Origin of the sequence: Ekhidna sp. (genome assembly GCF_039960695.1) — a bacterium.
Classification (GTDB): Bacteria; Bacteroidota; Bacteroidia; order Cytophagales; family Cyclobacteriaceae; genus Ekhidna.
On sequence record NZ_JBDVKP010000018.1, the window covers coordinates 198,421 to 214,854 of the forward strand.

Consider the following 16,434-nt stretch of genomic DNA (forward strand, 5'->3'; position numbering starts at 1 on the left):
ATTTTAGCTACTGTGGATTCAATTATAAGAAAATATACATTAAATTATTTTAAATAATAGTAAAATTTTCTGCTTCAATTTTATATCATAGATTATATGACCACTTTCGAGGAAAATAGAACTTATGCGAAATCTAAGTCCGGAAAGCCTCATGATGTCATACGGTTTTAAGCCTGCTTTGTCAGAAGGAGCCATTAAACCACCTATATTTCAAACTTCAACATTTGTCTTTGAAAGCGCCGAAGAAGGCAAAGCCTTCTTTGAAAATGCATATGGTCTGAGGGAAAAAGAAGAGAACGAAGAGCTAGGCCTTATTTACAGTCGCCTCAATAACCCAGATCTTGAGATTTTAGAAAATCGATTGACGCTATGGGATCAAGCCGAGGATGCCGCAGTTTTCGAGAGTGGCATGAGCGCAATCACTACCGTGCTTTTACATTTCTTATCACCAGGTGACCTATTACTTCATAGTAACCCAATTTATGGAGGGACGGATCACTTTGTAAAGCATGTTCTTCCCAAATTTGGAATTAATGTACTAGGGTTTGATCCAGATCAATCTCAAACAGAGATTGAGAAAATGATCATTGAAAGCGGCTGCGCGGACAAGCTAAAAATGGTTTACGTAGAAACGCCAGCAAATCCAACCAATCATTTGATTGATCTTGAAATGTGTAGATCAATTGCGGATAAATTTAGCTCAAAGGAAAAAGCACTTGTGGCGGTGGACAACACATACATGGGGCCACTTTGGCAACATCCATTGAAGCACGGAGCAGATCTAGTTCTCTACTCCGCGACCAAATACATAGGAGGACATAGTGATGTTATCGCTGGTGCATGTCTTGGTAGCAAAGATTTAATTACTGAAGTAAAAGGAATGCGAACTTTTTTGGGAAATATGGCCGGACCTTGGACTGGCTGGTTATTACTAAGAAGTCTTGAAACCTTGAAGGTACGAATGGAAAAACAAGCAGAGAATGCGGCAAAAGTTCATGAAGCAATAAACAATCACTCAAAGGTTAAAACCATTCATTACTTAGGGGCGCTAAAGCCGGGTACTTCTCAGTATAAAATTTATGAAAAGCAGTATACATCTGCCGGGGCAATGCTATCAATAATTTTAGAAGGTGGTGAAAAAGAGGCCTTCCAGTTTTTGAATAATCTAAAACTGATTAAGCTGGCAGTAAGCTTGGGCAGCACAGAGTCACTCGCACAACATCCCGCATCCATGACACACGCAGGAGTAGATATTGAAGAAAAAGCTAAATATGGCATATCAAATAACTTAGTTAGATTATCTGTAGGTGTTGAAAACGCCAAGGATTTAGTTTGGGATATCGAACAGGCTTTAGATTCAATAAAAGATTAACAACGAATCAAATGAACTGATTCAAGGTCATAATTAAGCACTATTAGCTGTGAAATCTACTCAAGAAAAAATTTAGTAGATTTATATAATGAAGGCTCATGTTTGCATAATTGTTTTTTTATTGCTCTCTTCTTGTTCTCGCTATGACTATGTCGTTGAATCAGATTATAGTTATGATGGGAAATTTAACCGCTACAATAGCTTTGGCTTTGGTACAAATCAGAGTTTTTCGGGAGGGACCGAAGATAAAGTGGTCCTTGAAAAAAGCTTAAAAAAAGTTCTTCAGGCTTGGGGCTATCGATATAATGAGAAAAAGCCTGACTTAGTAGTAGTCTACACAATATTCTTTGATGATGTAAATCTGAGAGGTTTTTCACAACCTCAATTTCAGACATGGCTCACTCAAAACTTTATTAGTGGCAAAGTACTTATCCGTAAAGATTCGCTAGGAGAAAATTCTAATTATAGAAGTACGACATCAATCAAAGAAGAATACAAAGAAAAAGAGTATGATCTGAAGAAAGGAACTATCCTTGTTTCATTTTATGATAGGAAACGAAAAGGGACAGTATGGCAAGGCTACGCTTCTGGAATCTTTAGTAGCGATGAATACGCGAATGAACGAATCATGAGATCTGCGGTGATTCAAATCTTGGATGAATACAAACTTATCGCCTTCAAAAGCAATAGTTAGAAATCTCTAAACCAATAATATTCGAGGAGAAACAGGCTCCATTATAGAAGGATCAGGTGAGAAGTGTTTGTTCATAAAACCGTTCATTTCATCAACTGTCTTATCAGAAAGTAAAGGAAGTAATTCATCCATCACTTCACCGGAAATCATGTAGGGTGGGTTTTCCATATTCAATTTATTGCCATTGCAGTGAGCATATATTTGGTATTCCCGACAATCATCGATATTAGTTTTTTTCACCATACAGCTCTTCAGGTTTTCTTCAGGCAATCGTTCTTGCATTTCTAAGCGAGTCATTAAATCCGTGTTCTCCTGAAAATATCGCATCATGCTTTCCCAGGACTCTTTCGAAATTTCTTTTCGCATTCGCTCAGCACACTCCATACAAAGTGCGTAATCAAAAACAGTGTCCTTTGCCGGATACCCCTCGTAATTTTTAACCGCCTTTTCAATTATATACTCGGTCCCTTCATTTAGAAGGTACTTATCACACTCTATGCACCTTTCAAAAGGAGTGTTCGTTTCAAACGAATAAAAATCTTTCGGAATAGCATGCTCATTCATACACCCAAATCTATGTTTAAAAGCATTCCAACAAAAAAATAGTATGCATGCATAACAAATTTGCTATATTTGAAAATATACAGCATCAAATCTTATGAAAAGAGAAGAAACGGTCGACTATAATATTAAAGGATTGTGGCACAGCATTTCTCGAATGTACAATCAATATGGAGCTAAATATGATGTTACAGCATCTACCGGATTTGTACTTTTAAATATAGATGTTGAAAACGGAACTCCTGCAACTAAAATAGCACCGCTTTTGGGAATGGAATCCAGGAGTTTGACACGAATGTTAAAAGCAATGGAAGAAAAAGGCTGGGTGTATAGAGAGAAAGACCCAACAGATGGAAGATCTGTTCGAATTTTTTTATCCGATATAGGAAGGGAAAAAAGAGAGCTTTCGCGACGTGCAGTAAGGGAGTTCAACGCAAAAGTTAAAACGTTGATTCCAGAGGAAAAACTCAATGACTTCTTTTTGGTAGTCAAACAAATCAATGAAATCATTGATGAACCTTCACTGTTTAATAAAATAGCCGAGCAGATTTCTGAAGAATTTGCCAGCAATGGACTGGTACAAAATCAATAATTCAATTAATCAATTAGATAAGATACATGAAACGAACCATTAAGAAAGCAGCCGTTTTAGGATCTGGAATCATGGGATCTAGAATAGCCTGCCACTTTGCCAACATTGGTGTGGAAGTACTACTACTAGATATAGTACCCAGAGATTTGGATGAAAAACAAAAGGACAAACCGTCAGCTCGTAATCAATTGGTGAATGACGCATTACAAACTGCGATTAAATCAAATCCATCACCATTATACGATAAAGCCAAGACAAGCCTGATCCAAACAGGAAACTTTGACGATGATTTATCCAAAATCAAAGATGTTGATTGGATCATTGAAGTCGTAGTTGAAAATCTGGACATTAAAAAATCACTTTTTGAAAAAGTAGAGAAGGAGCGAACCAAAGGAACGCTTATTACATCAAATACTTCAGGGATTCCAATTCATCTAATGTTGGATGGTAGAAGTGAAGACTTCCAAAAGAACTTCTGTGGAACCCATTTCTTCAATCCGCCAAGATATTTAAGACTCCTTGAAATTATCCCGACACCAAAAACAGATCCTGAGATCGTCGATTTCTTGATGACCTATGGAGATCTTTACCTTGGGAAAGAAACGGTCCTTTGTAAGGACACTCCAGCTTTTATTGCTAATCGGATCGGAGTTTACAGCATGATGTCTGGAATGCATGCTATTTCTGAAACAAATTTTTCTGTAGGCGAAATAGATAAGCTAACGGGCCCTGTAATTGGTCGCGCAAAGTCTGCTACTTTCAGAACTTCTGATCTGGTAGGTTTAGATACCACAGTCAATGTGGCCAATAACTTATATGCAGCCTTGGATAAGGATGAATCCAAAGATCGCTTTATGCTTCCTAATATTGTAAAGGAACTTCATGAGAGAAAATGGCTAGGAGATAAAACTAAGCAAGGGTTTTACAAAAAGGTTGTAGAAGGCGGAACCAAGCAAATACTAGAGCTGAACTTGAAGACCTTTGAATATGAAGAAAAGAAAAAATCCAAACTCGACATTCTTGATAAAACCAAGACCATCGAAGATTTGAAAAAGAGATTGCAAATTGCAATTTCACTCAAAGGCGAGGAAGGAGACTTTTACAGAAAAACATTCTTTGACCTTTTCAAATACTGCACATATCGTATACCGGAAATCGCAGACGAACTATTCCGAATCGATCAAGCTGTGGCAGCTGGTTTTGCTTGGGAGCTGGGTCCATTTGAAACTTGGGAAGCGATGGGATTGAAAGATATACTTGCACAAATGAAAGAAGCTGGATTTGAACCAGCGCCATGGATACAGGAAATGATAGATGGAGGATTCGAAAGTTTCTACTCTTATGAGAAAGGGAGGAAGATGTATTACGATATTCCTACAAAATCATATCAAGTTGTCCCAGGGACCGAAGGAATGATATTCCTCGATGCTTTTAAAGAAAACAATGTCGTATGGGAAAAGCCAGGCGCAACAATCTATGATATTGGTGACGGTGTTTTAAACCTTGAGTTTCATACAAAAATGAACTCAGTTGATGCGGATGTAATCGAAGGTATCAATACGGCGATTACAATGGCGGAAAAGGATTTCAAAGGGGTAGTGATTGGGAATGAAGGGCAGAACTTTTCTGCAGGAGCAAATCTTGCGATGCTTTTTATGTATGCAGTAGATCAGGAGTTTGATGAAATCGATTTGATGGTGCGAACCTTCCAAAACACAATGACAAAAGCCAGATTCTCTAGTGTTCCGGTTGTTGCGGCTACATCTGGACTAGTTTTAGGAGGAGGTTGTGAATTGTCGCTTCATTGTGATGCAATTCAAGCACATGCTGAATCATATGTAGGTCTGGTAGAAGTCGGCGTAGGTCTTATTCCTGGAGGAGGAGGAACCAAGGAAATGACACTTCGAGCAGCGGACGATTTCACACCCGGTGATCCTGAACTAAATACATTACAAGAGTATTTTATGAACATCGCTACAGCCAAAGTGGCAACCTCAGCAGCAGAAGCTCGAAACATGCACATTATGAAAGGAGGCGATGAAATCACATTGAATAGAAAAAGGCTTCTAACTGATGCAAAGGATAAAGTACTCGCACTTTCAGATGCTGGATATACACAACCCGTTGAAAGGAAGAATATCAAAGTACAAGGAAAAGCAGCATTGGCAATGTTCCATGCAGGAATTAGCGGAATGCGCTACGGAAGTTACATATCGGCGCATGATCAAAAGATAGGTCAAAAGCTTGCCTGGATCATGGCGGGTGGTGACTTATCCGCACCAGCGGAGGTATCCGAACAGTATTTACTGGACCTTGAGCGAGAAGCCTTCTTGAGCTTATGTGGTGAACCAAAGACTTTGGAACGTATACAGAGCATACTCTTTAAAGGAAAACCATTGCGCAATTAATAATTACCAATTGACAATTAAAAAATTGAAAATAAAATGAATGCATATATAGTAGCAGGATACAGATCGGCGGTTGGAAGAGCTAAAAAAGGAGGCTTTAGATTTTACCGTCCGGACGATTTAGCAGCAGATGTAATTAAACATTTGGTTGGGTCAATAAAAGATTTTGATGCCACACGTGTGGATGACTTGATTGTAGGAAATGCAATACCGGAAGCAGAGCAAGGATTGCAGATGGGTCGATATATTTCTCTTCTTTCCCTTCCAATATCCGTACCCGGGATGATCATCAATCGATACTGTGGTTCTGGTCTGGAAGCAATACATCTTGCATGTGCACGAGTACACTCGGGAACTGCAGATTGTATCATTGCAGGTGGAACAGAATCTATGTCTTTAGTACCGATGATGGGATATAAAGCAGCACTCAACTGGAAGATTGCTGAGGAGCACCCTGAGTATTACTTAAACATGGGACTTACAGCTGAAGAAGTTGCAAAGGATTTCAACATCTCAGCAGAAGACTCAAACAAGTTTGCTATGGAGTCGCACCAAAAAGCAGCCAAAGCAATTAAAGATGGAAAATTCAAAGATGAGATTGTGCCTATATCGGTCGAAGAAACTTTTGTTGGTGACGATGGAAAAAGGCACAAAAAGGAATTTATTGTAGATACCGATGAGTGTGTCAGGGAAGAAACCAATATGGAAACATTATCAAACCTTAGACCTGCTTTTAAACAAGGCGGTCAGGTTACAGCCGGCAATTCCTCGCCAACCTCAGACGGAGCTGCCTTTGTGATGGTAATGAGTGAGAAAATGGTTAAGGAGTATAACTTGGAACCAATCGCACAAATGATTAGCTATACTGCTGCAGGTGTGGATCCGCGTATCATGGGAATAGGGCCGGTAGAAGCAGTGCCAAAAGCATTGAAGCAGGCAGGCTTAAAACAAAATGACCTAGACTTGATTGAACTAAACGAGGCTTTTGCAGCCCAATCACTAGGTGTAATTAGAGGCTTGGACCTAGATGTAAACAAGTTGAATGTAAACGGAGGAGCAATTGCACTTGGTCATCCACTTGGCTGTACAGGAGCAAAGCTTTCAATCTCTTTATTCAACGAGATGCGAAGAAGAAAAAGCAAATACGGAATGGTGACAGCATGCGTGGGTGGAGGGCAAGGAGTTGCTGGAATCTACGAATTCCTTAACTAGAGCCATATGTTTTAAAAACGAATAGGTCATTGGCAGAAGCCAGTGGCCTTTTTTTATTTTATAAGTAAGGAAACAGTACGATCAATTAACTTGGCCAAAATTTTTAAAAATGAAAAAGACCTTACTACTTACACTGTTGTCTGGATCAATATTCGCATTTAGCCAGACAGATCAAGAGCTTGCTGACCAATCAGTGAACCAAGGAGTCATAAAAAGTCACATTGGCTTTCTTGCTTCTGACGAATTGAAAGGAAGAGACACGCCATCAGAAGGGTTAAAGATTGCTGCTAAGTACATTGAAAGCCGCTTCATAGAATATGGCATTAAAATGGCGCCAGGAATGGATAGCTACTTTCAACCTGTGGCTATGAAAAAAGTGAGCCCACCTTCTACCGGTGCAATTAAGATTGGTAGCACAGAACTGACACTCAACGATGATTTTGTCTTAATAGATGGAAGTACCTCAGTCTTTGACCAGCCTTTTTATTATGCAGAATATGGATTACCAAATGATTTGAAAGAGGAGAACGTAAAAGGAAAAATTGTAATAGCCATATGTGGTGATGGAGAAAGCCAAAGCCCTCAGCAGTGGTTTTCGCTTGCAGGAGAAAAAAGAAAGAAAGTAAAAGAATTGGGCGGAATTGGTCTCATTGAACTTTACAATTCATCAACCCTTCCATGGAATTTTTTAGTAAGATTTTTAAGCCAAGAACAAACACTCTTAGATGATGGAGAAGAAGACGGTACGTCTATGGCTCATATATGGCTGAACAGAGCAGTAGAGGATTTGTCGTTTTTAGATACAAAAAAACCAGCGTCCATTGTTGTTGCCGAGCCAGACATTGAAAGATTTATGTCTCAGAATATTGTTGGATATGTAGAAGGGTCAGACAATAAATTAAAAGATGAGTTTGTAGTCTACTCGGCACACTATGATCATGTAGGTATTGGTCAGGCGGATGCAAATGGCGACAGTATATATAATGGATCTCGAGACAATGCCGTCGGAACGGTGACCGTATTAATGGCTGCTCAAAACCTTGCCAAAAATCCAACTAAAAGATCTGGGCTTTTTGTCCTGTTCACGGGTGAAGAAAAAGGCCTTCTTGGAAGCAAAGCCTTTGTAGATAATTCACCAATTGGTTTGGACAAGATCGTTTATTGCTTCAACTCTGATAATGGTGGATACAACGATACCTCCAAAGCAACAATTATTGGCTTAACCAGAACAACAGCTGAAGAAATGATAATGGAAGCCTGCAAAGCCTTTGGCTTAGAGGCAATAGAGGATCCAGCACCTGAACAAGGATTGTTTGATAGATCAGATAACGTGCGTTTCGCAGCAAAAGGAATTCCCGCACCTACTTTTAGCATGGGTTTTACTGCATTTGATGACGAAATCACCAAGTATTATCATCAAGCAGGAGATAACCCAAACACATTGGATTACGCATATCTTGAAAAGTTCTTTAAAAGCTATGTTTATGCCTGCCGAATGATTGGCAATGCGAAAAAAGCTCCATTCTGGATAAAGGGAGATAAATACTATGACTCTGGAATAGAGTTGTACAAAAAATAGAAACTAAAAAAGGCCCTAGATTCAGGGCCTTTTTTTTGAGGGTGAGATTTTCTTCAATTTCTTAGTTGAAAACACCAGGGAGTCCACTATGTGAGTGAGATAGTTGGCAAACCAAAGGATTAAGCGAAAACCTTGGACTCCCGGCATTTTCTAGATTAACCATCAACCTAAGAGCATATCATCTATTGTTATCAATAAATGACAATATGAAATTAAGGAAAGGACTAATTAGAATTTTGTAGAAATTAGAGACGAATAATCAAAAAGTACGCTCAGTTGCTTTAATGCTTATTTTTATAAATATTGGGTAGTTTTTTTTACCCTAAAAGAGGTATAACAATACCCAAAAAAGGGGAGGGCCTAAAAGGCAGCAATTCCATTTTGAAATGCAAATTTCACCAAGCCGACGGCATTTTTTGCTTTCGTTTTTTTCATTAGATTTTTCCTATGAGTGTGTACTGTCTGCTCACTAACGAAAAGTTTTTCCCCAATTTCTTTCATTGTCAGCTCTTGACAAATCAGCTGTAGGATTTCTATTTCTCTTGGACTGATATCTGCGCGTCTTGCTACACCTTTATTAAATCCATCTTTTTGAACTTTCTTATGAAGGGCTTTAGATACAAGCTGGTTATAGTAGAAGTCATTATTTGTAACAGAGACAATTGCTTTGTGGACTTCATCAGGATCAGCATTTTTTAAAAGATAACTGTGTACTCCAATTTCTATCAGATCTGAAATTATTTGAAGGGAGTCGTGCATTGAAATCATGATGATTTTCACTTCTGGAAATTTAGAGACAACCTTCTTTGCAGTTTCCCAACCATCCAGAACGGGCATCTCTAAATCGAGGAGCATAAGGTCAATGTTTCCATGTTCCAACTTTTCCAGTGCCTCCTTACCATTTTCAGCATCATCGATTTTTCCAACCTCATCGAAGGATTCAAGAAGCATCATCGTGCCTCGTCGAAACAACGTATGGTCATCTGTGACCAATATGTTCAGCTTATCTGGTTGACTCATTATTCTCTCACTTCCACATTCAAATTAATCAATAGGAACTGCTATTACCAAATTTACTTTGGATCCCCCATCTTCACGATTGGAAAATGTTAGTATTGCACCTATAGCCTGAGATCTGTTTTTAATATTGAGCAGACCCATTCCGTCACTTCTTTTTAAGATATGAGGTGGATATCCCTTGCCATTATCGACATATTCCATGACTAGCTCAGCATCACCTTTTTGAATGCTAAAAGAAATCGAAGATGCCTCAGCATGTTTAATTGAATTATTTAGAAGCTCTTGGACAATTCTGTATAGCATTAGAGCACGTGTGTCATCTAAATCGGGATCATCCCATCTTGAAATAGCAGCTTCAAAATCATCTGAAGAAACTTTCTCAAACAAATCAGTTATGGCATGCTTCAATCCATATTTTTTTAAGATTATGGGCATCATTTGATGCGAAATGCCTCTTACCTGAGTAATTGTTTCGTCCAAGTGCCCAAGTACAGAATCAAGTGTTTCCACCGTGTCTTTTTTCTTTGCTACCTGAAGATTTAGTTTAATAGAAGAAAGCATGGCACCAACACCATCGTGAAGCTCAGTTCCCAATCTATTTCTTTCTTCTTCCTGAGATTTTAATGTAGCATTCAGCATCTCTTGCTGATGCTTATTCTCTACTTCACGCATTTCAAGCTGATTTTCCAGCATCTTTCTACGGTATAATAGGACAAAGAAAACAACAGAGAAGGCCATTAGCATCACGCCAATAGTTCCTATGATGACAAGTAAGATTACTTTTCCTTCCACAACTACAAAATAATGATAATGAGTTAAATATCCTGCTTGAGGGTTGGGACGTGAGGGAAAGGTTAATTGATTAGCATTTATTTTCTAGAGCTGTAAGCTTTTGAAAACGAGTATAAAAACCAAATCACTGCTCCAAAAATGATTGCAGTGCCAAACACCACGATATTTACTATTGTTTCTATCATGTTACTGATGTTGGAATCTTAGCGGGATATCCTTTACTAATCAACATTAGTGAATAGAAAAGGATAAAGTTTTTAGAAATGTTGGCCAGGAGATTTATTCCATAAATAATCTGGTATGCATTTGAAGATATTTTCTGATCAAAAATTAAATAATTGTCAAAAACACTTTGAAGTAAAATCAAACTACTGTGCACAAAGAATGAAGTTGCAATCCAGAAAACAGGATGAGTTGTGAGTTTTTGTGAAGGGTATTTTAATAATTGTAAATAAACTATTAATGAAAGGAGTATATAGGAAAGATCGCTACTTAGGCTTAGAAAAGTATTTGCTTCTGTAATCTGAAAATAGAAGAAGCTAATTACAGTTCCTACAATAAAACAAGAGGTCAGCACTTGAATTATTCTTGAAGACCTGTGATCAAGAATCTGACTAAATAACCAGATCATGAAGAAATAATTAGCTACTATCCAAATATTACCAATTATGAAACTATTAGGATAGATAAGCCTGATAAAGAAATAGTTAATGTTATCGGCGGCAAAAGACAATAGCAATATCAAGAAGACAATCCCCGATACAGCCTTCAGGGATTGTTTTGAGTATATAAAAAACAGACATCCCGCCAGGGCAGAAAATCTATTTAAACTTAATAACCAATTAACTAGTTCTTCCAAATTCTAAAAGTTAACCTAGGCCACCAGGACAAATAGGTGGACATTTTTCTCCATTATCGGCGGGATCATCAAGATCTCCATTTTTAGAAGCGGCAGCCCCTAAAGATTTAATACGTTTACCGTCCAGAATATTTCCGCCCGCATCAGCAGGAAAAAGAACAAAACACTCTTCATCATTATCATCAAGACCTTTAAAAATCCAAAGTCCTTCTGAACCAGGGTAATTACAAAGCTTTTCCAAAATATCTTTCCCGTAGAGTGATCCGTTTAGCTCAGCATCAGGATTTGCTTTCTGGTACTTTTTTACCCACTGTTTGGCTTTGGCTTTACCCATATTTTTACCAATGTTTTTTACCTTCCCTTCAAGGGATTTTTTTACGTTATTCTCTGACATCTTACTAAGGTTTAGTTGGTTTGAGGACAATGGTAGCGCTACCAAGCATTTTATCAAAGCGTATAAGAACAAATCACACTGAAAATACCCAAAAAAGGGTAGTGATTTCATCGAAAACAGAAAAGGAATGGAGGGAAATTAGATCAAACTTGTAGAAGCAATTATATTTGCTATCCACAAATAAAGAGATCTAAAAATGGCAATGCTTGGAATAATTATCGGACTGTTTGTTTTGGCTATTTTATGCCCATTTATTTTGCCCAATAAATCAGTGAGCACTCACGATAGAGATCACGAAGTAGATTAATTTTTCTTCTGATTCTCTTTTCTAGCATTTACGAATGCTAATGCGTGCGCAAAAGCAACAAGGAAGATTACGATGTTAACAAAGATGTTTACTCCTTCTGTTACTGCTGGATTCGTTAAATTCATTGTTTTAATGTTTTGATGCGAAGATAGGTTCTTTCATTGCTTTCAGCAATTTTCTAACATCCATTTCATCATTATATACATTTGGAGCTATCCGCACAGCGTCACCGCGCAAGCTTACACTTACTCTATGTGCATGGAATGATTGCTTCAGTTTATCAATAGTTATTCCTTCCGGTAGTCGAACACCAAACATATGATGAGCTCTGAATGCCTCACCTTCAATTCGATAACCAACATCCTTCATTTCTTGGATAGCACCGGACAATAATTCATGCGTATAATTTTGGATGCTTTGAGGTTTCCATCTTGTCAGTTGCTTAATTGCCTGATTCAGCATCGGAACAAGAATAAAATTGCTGTGTTCGCCAACTTCGTATCTAAGAGAAATCTTTCGATAGTCTTTCTGATAATTGACCAACTCCGAGAAGTTGTCACTATCCAGTCGGTTGATCCAGTTTTCTTCAACAGGGACACCATTGTCAAATGCAGAGCCATAGTAAGCAAGTCCAATAGAGTATGGACCCATTAGCCATTTATATCCAGCGCAGATTAGTGCATCGGGTCTAATCTTAGATACACTGAAAGGTAGAGCACCTACAGATTGTGTTCCATCAATGATAAGTAAGCCCCCTACTTCATCAAGTCGTGTTCTAATTTTCTCCAGCTGAAATAACGTTCCATCAGACCAATGAATGTGGCCTATTGCGATGACTCTCGTTTTTGCAGTTATAGATTCAAGTATCTTTTCATTCCAACTTTCTCCTCTTTTCTCACTATCTGTAGGACCAATAGTTTTTACTTCAAACCCCTTTTCCTGAAGCCTCAACCATGGATACACGTTGCTAGGAAATTGCTCGTCACAAATGAGTATTTCTCCGTTGGAGAATGGGAGGTTACTCACGACGTTTGCAAGACCATACGAGGCAGATGGAATAATGACAACTCGCTCTGGCTCATTATTATCTATTAGTGAAGAGTAATGCCTACGTAGTACTTCGGACTCTTCAAAAAAATCTTCAGGAGAAATATGAAATGGCTTTCTTTTCTTTTTGATGCCTTTGATGCCCGCATTTTCTACCTTTTTCATCAAAGGAGACATGTAGGCACAATTGAGATAGGCATGCTTTCGCTGAAGGTTAAATTTCTGCCGTTGACATTTCATTGTTATACTTACTTATAATGAAGTTGAAGCTATTTGATTCACACGATAAAGCCAAAGAAGTCTTGAAACACAAGCAACCAAGGCTATTAAGGGCCAATGATAAAGAAATCTGCATTGTACGCATAGGAGAATCATTATTTGCTTTTCAAAATGATTGTGCACATATGGGCGAAAACCTTCATACTGGCAACCTTAACTATCTAGATCAGATAGTCTGTCCATTACACACCTATAGATTTAATATAAAAACGGGTGAAGAAGCAGAGCAACGCTGTGGTGCGCTAAAAACCTATTCTATTATTGAATTGGCAGAAGGAATTTTTATTGAATGCTAAAGATCTAACCTATTCTAAAAAACTTGACTACAGAGACTAACCAATCTGCTATGCTTTGAGCAAGTTCGTTTCCAGAACCTCTTCCTACAATATAAAGGACGAAGAGCACGTAGATGCTTAGCAATAAATAAGACTTTCGTTTTCCAAAGTAGTTTCCACTTGTGAATATTACCACTGCGAGCACGGTCAATAACCACAATAAGAATCGAAGCTCACTACTCAAGTCCACAATTTCGGGAGGCATGTGAATAGGGCCGTTGATGATTGTGAAAATAAAAAGTGGAAAACCGAGAGCAAAACAAATATCAAAAATGTTGCTACCTAAAGCATTTGATATTGCATCATCATATTGTCCTCTTTTTGCGTCTTTGATGGAAATGATCGTATCAGGGAAACTAGATGCAGCCGAAGCGAGTATAAGCGCGACAAACATCACAGGAATATTTAAGCCGTTAAACTCACCCAACCCTGCTACTGAATAAGTATCCGCACCAATCCATTCGCAAGCAAGAACCAAAAAATAACAAACGGCTGCAATTGACAAAGTAGAGAATAGAAGGAGAGACCATGCTCTTCTTCCACTAATTTTATTATTTCCAATAAATACCCGTTCAAGATCAAATGTCACTAATCCTTTCAAAAAAGGACCTTGTGGTTCTTCGTCATGCTCGAAAACGGCTTCATCTATATCCTCCTCTTCAAGAAGCTCTTTTCGTTCAGACTTTTTCATGGTCGCAAACATGAAAATGATGTATACCACATACACGCCCATAAGCAGCATACCATGATACCAATGGAGTGTTGAGCCACTGATTAGAATCAAAAAGATAAGTTCCGCAATGATTAGAGCAATCCCATCTCTTAGGAGTACTTTTCTTGATACGTGAACTTTTTTGGTCATTTTCATGCCAATAACAGCAAGCACCGCAACTGCTGGAATCACCATGCCATTGAAAATGGCACTACCGGCAGTAGTTCCAATGCCGCCAGAAAATCCCTCAGCATCTGTGAGGACAAAAAGAAAAAATAAAGAGGTGAAAACTTCAGGCATAGAACTGGCTATCGCGTTGATAGTAGCTCCTCTTACGCCTTCTGACAGATTCCTTCCGATGTACTCAGATGCGGTCATGAAACCATCACCAGCTCTCCAGATTATAATGCAACAAAACGTGATTAGGAGTAGGGGTATTACAATGCCCATGAATATTTTATTACGTTGAAGTGTGTATTAAGCGGTGACCTCTAAGCTGGAATGGCCTAAATTAACAAAGTTTTTCGAGTGCAAAACATGTTGGGACATCTTTTATCAAAAGATAGTTCAACTTAAAAATGGTTTTGTCTAATTTTTCGATCAAATTTTTAATACATGTATATAAATCTTTCAGGTTTAAATATCCTGGTGACAGGAGCAAGCAGAGGAATAGGAAAGGCCTTGGCAACAAAGCTTGCAGAAGCCGGTGCCACAATTGCTGTCCACTACAATAAGAATGTTCGAGAGGCAGAAAATCTGGCTCATATCCTTGGAAATGAATCAAAAGCTTTTCAGGCAGATTTTTCTAAGCCAGATGAGGCAGCCAAGTTATTTGAGCGTGTGAGCCTTGAAATGGGAAGTGTAGAAATTGTAATAAACAATGCGGGACTCGCTAAAACATCAAGTATAGATTCCAAAGACGATGAATGGATGAAGTCCTGGAATGAAACCATGATGGTGAATCTGAATTCAGCAGCCATTATTTGCAAAAAGGCTGTTCAGCACTTTATTAGCAGAAAGGCAGCGGGAAGGATCATTAACATTGCTTCTCGAGCAGCTTTCCAAGGTGAGGAAGCAGAGTACATTGCTTACGCTGCATCAAAAGCCGGACTTGTTTCACTTACCAGATCCATAGCTCGATCCTATGGGAAAGACGGAGTGAAGGCTTTTGTAATTGCACCAGGCTTTGTGCGCACAGATATGTCTCAGGAATTTATGCAGCAGTATGGTGAAGATCATGCAAAGGGAGATCTTGCATTGGAGAGGCTAACTGAGCCAAAGGATATAGCTCCATTAGTTACCTTTATCGCTAGTGGTATGGCCGATCATGCAACTGGAGCCACATTCGATATCAACGCTGGGAGCTATTTGCATTAACTCATTTCTTTTTATGGATTAATTCCTAAATTAGAAGATCCAAAAACAACAGCCAAAATGGAAAATAATATAAAAAACCACCTTAAAGCCCTAGTCCAACTTTCCATTATAGATAGGGATTTTGGTCATCCAGAAAAATCGTACGTATATACGATTGGTAAAGCGAACAGAGTTCCGGAAAAAGAAATTGATGAGTTGGTAGAAGAAGTACTCAATTCTAAGGAAAATAGCGATGTTAACTTTCAAGGCCTGTTGTCTGAGGAAAGGTTTGATTATCTCTATGATGTTATTCAGTTAATGAAAATTGATGGGGAGGTATTCCTAACAGAGATTAAGTATTGTGAAGAGGTGGCCGAAAAATTGGGCTATGATAAAAAAGTAGTAAAGAAAATGTCTTCCAGAATTTATGGAGATCCATCGATTACTGGGAATAGAGAGGCCATCATGAAAGAGGCTAATAAATATTTAAAAAAGTAACCAAATAGAATATGAGTATCAAGGCGAAACTAAGCGTGCTGGTTCAGTTGGCAAATATCGATGGCGATTTTGCTGGTGAAGAAAGAGACCTGATATATATGATTGGCAAGGCCAATGGAATAGGCGAAGACGAAATAAACAATATGGTAGAAAACCCTGAGCCATTACCGCCACTCAGCACCATGTCTGAAGAGGACAAATTTGAATACCTGTTTCACCTAGTTCAGTTGATGAAAATTGATAGCCAGGTGTATTTGTCGGAAATCAAATTTTGTGAGGAACTTGCCGAAAAGCTCGGGTTTAAGCGAAATGTTATTTCTGAATTATCAGCCAGAATTTATAGTGATCCGGCAATTGCTTCGGATGTTGCCTCTCTAAAAAGAGAAGTGAGAAAGCATAGACACTAAATCATCAGCC

Annotated in this window: 18 protein-coding genes; 10 read left to right on the forward strand and 8 right to left on the reverse strand. The window is 38.5% G+C overall.

The genetic code is table 11. From position 1 onward, the window contains the following. Positions 1-124 precede the first annotated feature (124 nt). Positions 125-1,372 carry a cystathionine gamma-synthase family protein gene (locus ABJG98_RS10910; protein ID WP_348279547.1) on the forward strand — a complete coding sequence of 416 codons (1,248 nt, stop codon included), beginning with the start codon at positions 125-127 and terminating at the stop codon, positions 1,370-1,372. An 88-nt stretch (positions 1,373-1,460) separates the two neighbouring features. Next, the gene (locus tag ABJG98_RS10915; RefSeq protein ID WP_348279548.1) at positions 1,461-2,066 is read left to right on the forward strand and encodes a DUF4136 domain-containing protein; all 606 of its coding nucleotides are present in this window, start codon (positions 1,461-1,463) and stop codon (positions 2,064-2,066) included. 6 nt (positions 2,067-2,072) lie between these two features. Here the strand turns inward: ABJG98_RS10915 and ABJG98_RS10920 are convergent, their stop codons facing one another. Further along, entirely contained in the window at positions 2,073-2,630 is a 558-nt protein-coding gene (locus ABJG98_RS10920; protein ID WP_348279549.1) for a hypothetical protein, read from the reverse strand. A gap of 94 nt (positions 2,631-2,724) precedes the next feature. Between ABJG98_RS10920 and ABJG98_RS10925 the strand changes: the two genes are divergently transcribed. From ABJG98_RS10925 to ABJG98_RS10940, 4 genes are all read left to right on the forward strand, one after another. Continuing rightward, positions 2,725-3,219: a MarR family transcriptional regulator gene (locus ABJG98_RS10925; protein ID WP_348279550.1), complete on the forward strand. Its 495-nt coding sequence runs from the start codon at positions 2,725-2,727 to the stop codon at positions 3,217-3,219. Between the two features lie 26 nt (positions 3,220-3,245). Next, the gene (locus ABJG98_RS10930; protein WP_348279551.1) at positions 3,246-5,627 is read left to right on the forward strand and encodes a 3-hydroxyacyl-CoA dehydrogenase/enoyl-CoA hydratase family protein; all 2,382 of its coding nucleotides are present in this window, start codon (positions 3,246-3,248) and stop codon (positions 5,625-5,627) included. Between the two features lie 36 nt (positions 5,628-5,663). Continuing rightward, positions 5,664-6,839: an acetyl-CoA C-acyltransferase gene (locus tag ABJG98_RS10935; protein ID WP_348279552.1), complete on the forward strand. Its 1,176-nt coding sequence runs from the start codon at positions 5,664-5,666 to the stop codon at positions 6,837-6,839. A 109-nt stretch (positions 6,840-6,948) separates the two neighbouring features. Continuing rightward, positions 6,949-8,418, forward strand: a complete 1,470-nt coding sequence (locus tag ABJG98_RS10940) for a M28 family peptidase (protein WP_348279553.1) — start codon at positions 6,949-6,951, stop codon at positions 8,416-8,418. 360 nt (positions 8,419-8,778) lie between these two features. On the opposite strand, the gene ABJG98_RS10945 is transcribed toward ABJG98_RS10940, so the two are convergent. The 6 genes from ABJG98_RS10945 to ABJG98_RS10970 all read right to left on the reverse strand — a co-directional run bounded on the left by ABJG98_RS10945 (position 8,779) and on the right by ABJG98_RS10970 (position 13,077). Further along, entirely contained in the window at positions 8,779-9,438 is a 660-nt protein-coding gene (locus tag ABJG98_RS10945) for a response regulator transcription factor (protein WP_348279554.1), read from the reverse strand. Positions 9,439-9,462: 24 nt separating this feature from the next. Beyond that, positions 9,463-10,230, reverse strand: coding sequence for a sensor histidine kinase (locus tag ABJG98_RS10950; RefSeq protein ID WP_348279555.1), 768 nt, complete (start codon positions 10,228-10,230; stop codon positions 9,463-9,465). Positions 10,231-10,411: 181 nt separating this feature from the next. Next, entirely contained in the window at positions 10,412-10,861 is a 450-nt protein-coding gene (locus tag ABJG98_RS10955) for a hypothetical protein (RefSeq protein WP_348279556.1), read from the reverse strand. Positions 10,862-11,099: 238 nt separating this feature from the next. Further along, positions 11,100-11,483 (reverse strand): hypothetical protein, encoded by a 384-nt coding sequence (locus ABJG98_RS10960; RefSeq protein ID WP_348279557.1) that lies wholly within the window; start codon positions 11,481-11,483, stop codon positions 11,100-11,102. A 303-nt stretch (positions 11,484-11,786) separates the two neighbouring features. Beyond that, positions 11,787-11,915 (reverse strand): hypothetical protein, encoded by a 129-nt coding sequence (locus tag ABJG98_RS10965; protein WP_348279558.1) that lies wholly within the window; start codon positions 11,913-11,915, stop codon positions 11,787-11,789. A gap of 4 nt (positions 11,916-11,919) precedes the next feature. Further along, on the reverse strand, positions 11,920-13,077 hold the full coding sequence (locus tag ABJG98_RS10970; protein ID WP_348279559.1) for an aminotransferase class V-fold PLP-dependent enzyme: 1,158 nt from the start codon (positions 13,075-13,077) through the stop codon (positions 11,920-11,922). A gap of 17 nt (positions 13,078-13,094) precedes the next feature. Between ABJG98_RS10970 and ABJG98_RS10975 the strand changes: the two genes are divergently transcribed. Continuing rightward, positions 13,095-13,412 carry a Rieske 2Fe-2S domain-containing protein gene (locus ABJG98_RS10975; RefSeq protein WP_348279560.1) on the forward strand — a complete coding sequence of 106 codons (318 nt, stop codon included), beginning with the start codon at positions 13,095-13,097 and terminating at the stop codon, positions 13,410-13,412. Positions 13,413-13,416: 4 nt separating this feature from the next. On the opposite strand, the gene ABJG98_RS10980 is transcribed toward ABJG98_RS10975, so the two are convergent. Continuing rightward, positions 13,417-14,613, reverse strand: coding sequence for a hypothetical protein (locus ABJG98_RS10980; protein WP_348279561.1), 1,197 nt, complete (start codon positions 14,611-14,613; stop codon positions 13,417-13,419). Positions 14,614-14,778: 165 nt separating this feature from the next. On the opposite strand from ABJG98_RS10980, the gene ABJG98_RS10985 reads away from it, so the two are divergent. Genes ABJG98_RS10985 through ABJG98_RS10995 form a run of 3 tightly spaced genes read left to right on the forward strand, consistent with a single transcriptional unit; the run spans position 14,779 to position 16,424 of the window. After that, a complete protein-coding gene (locus ABJG98_RS10985; RefSeq protein ID WP_348279562.1) occupies positions 14,779-15,540 on the forward strand; it encodes an SDR family oxidoreductase in 762 nt (253 codons plus the stop codon). Positions 15,541-15,597: 57 nt separating this feature from the next. Further along, a complete protein-coding gene (locus ABJG98_RS10990; protein ID WP_348279563.1) occupies positions 15,598-16,017 on the forward strand; it encodes a TerB family tellurite resistance protein in 420 nt (139 codons plus the stop codon). Between the two features lie 11 nt (positions 16,018-16,028). Continuing rightward, positions 16,029-16,424, forward strand: coding sequence for a TerB family tellurite resistance protein (locus tag ABJG98_RS10995; protein WP_348279564.1), 396 nt, complete (start codon positions 16,029-16,031; stop codon positions 16,422-16,424). Positions 16,425-16,434 lie beyond the last annotated feature (10 nt).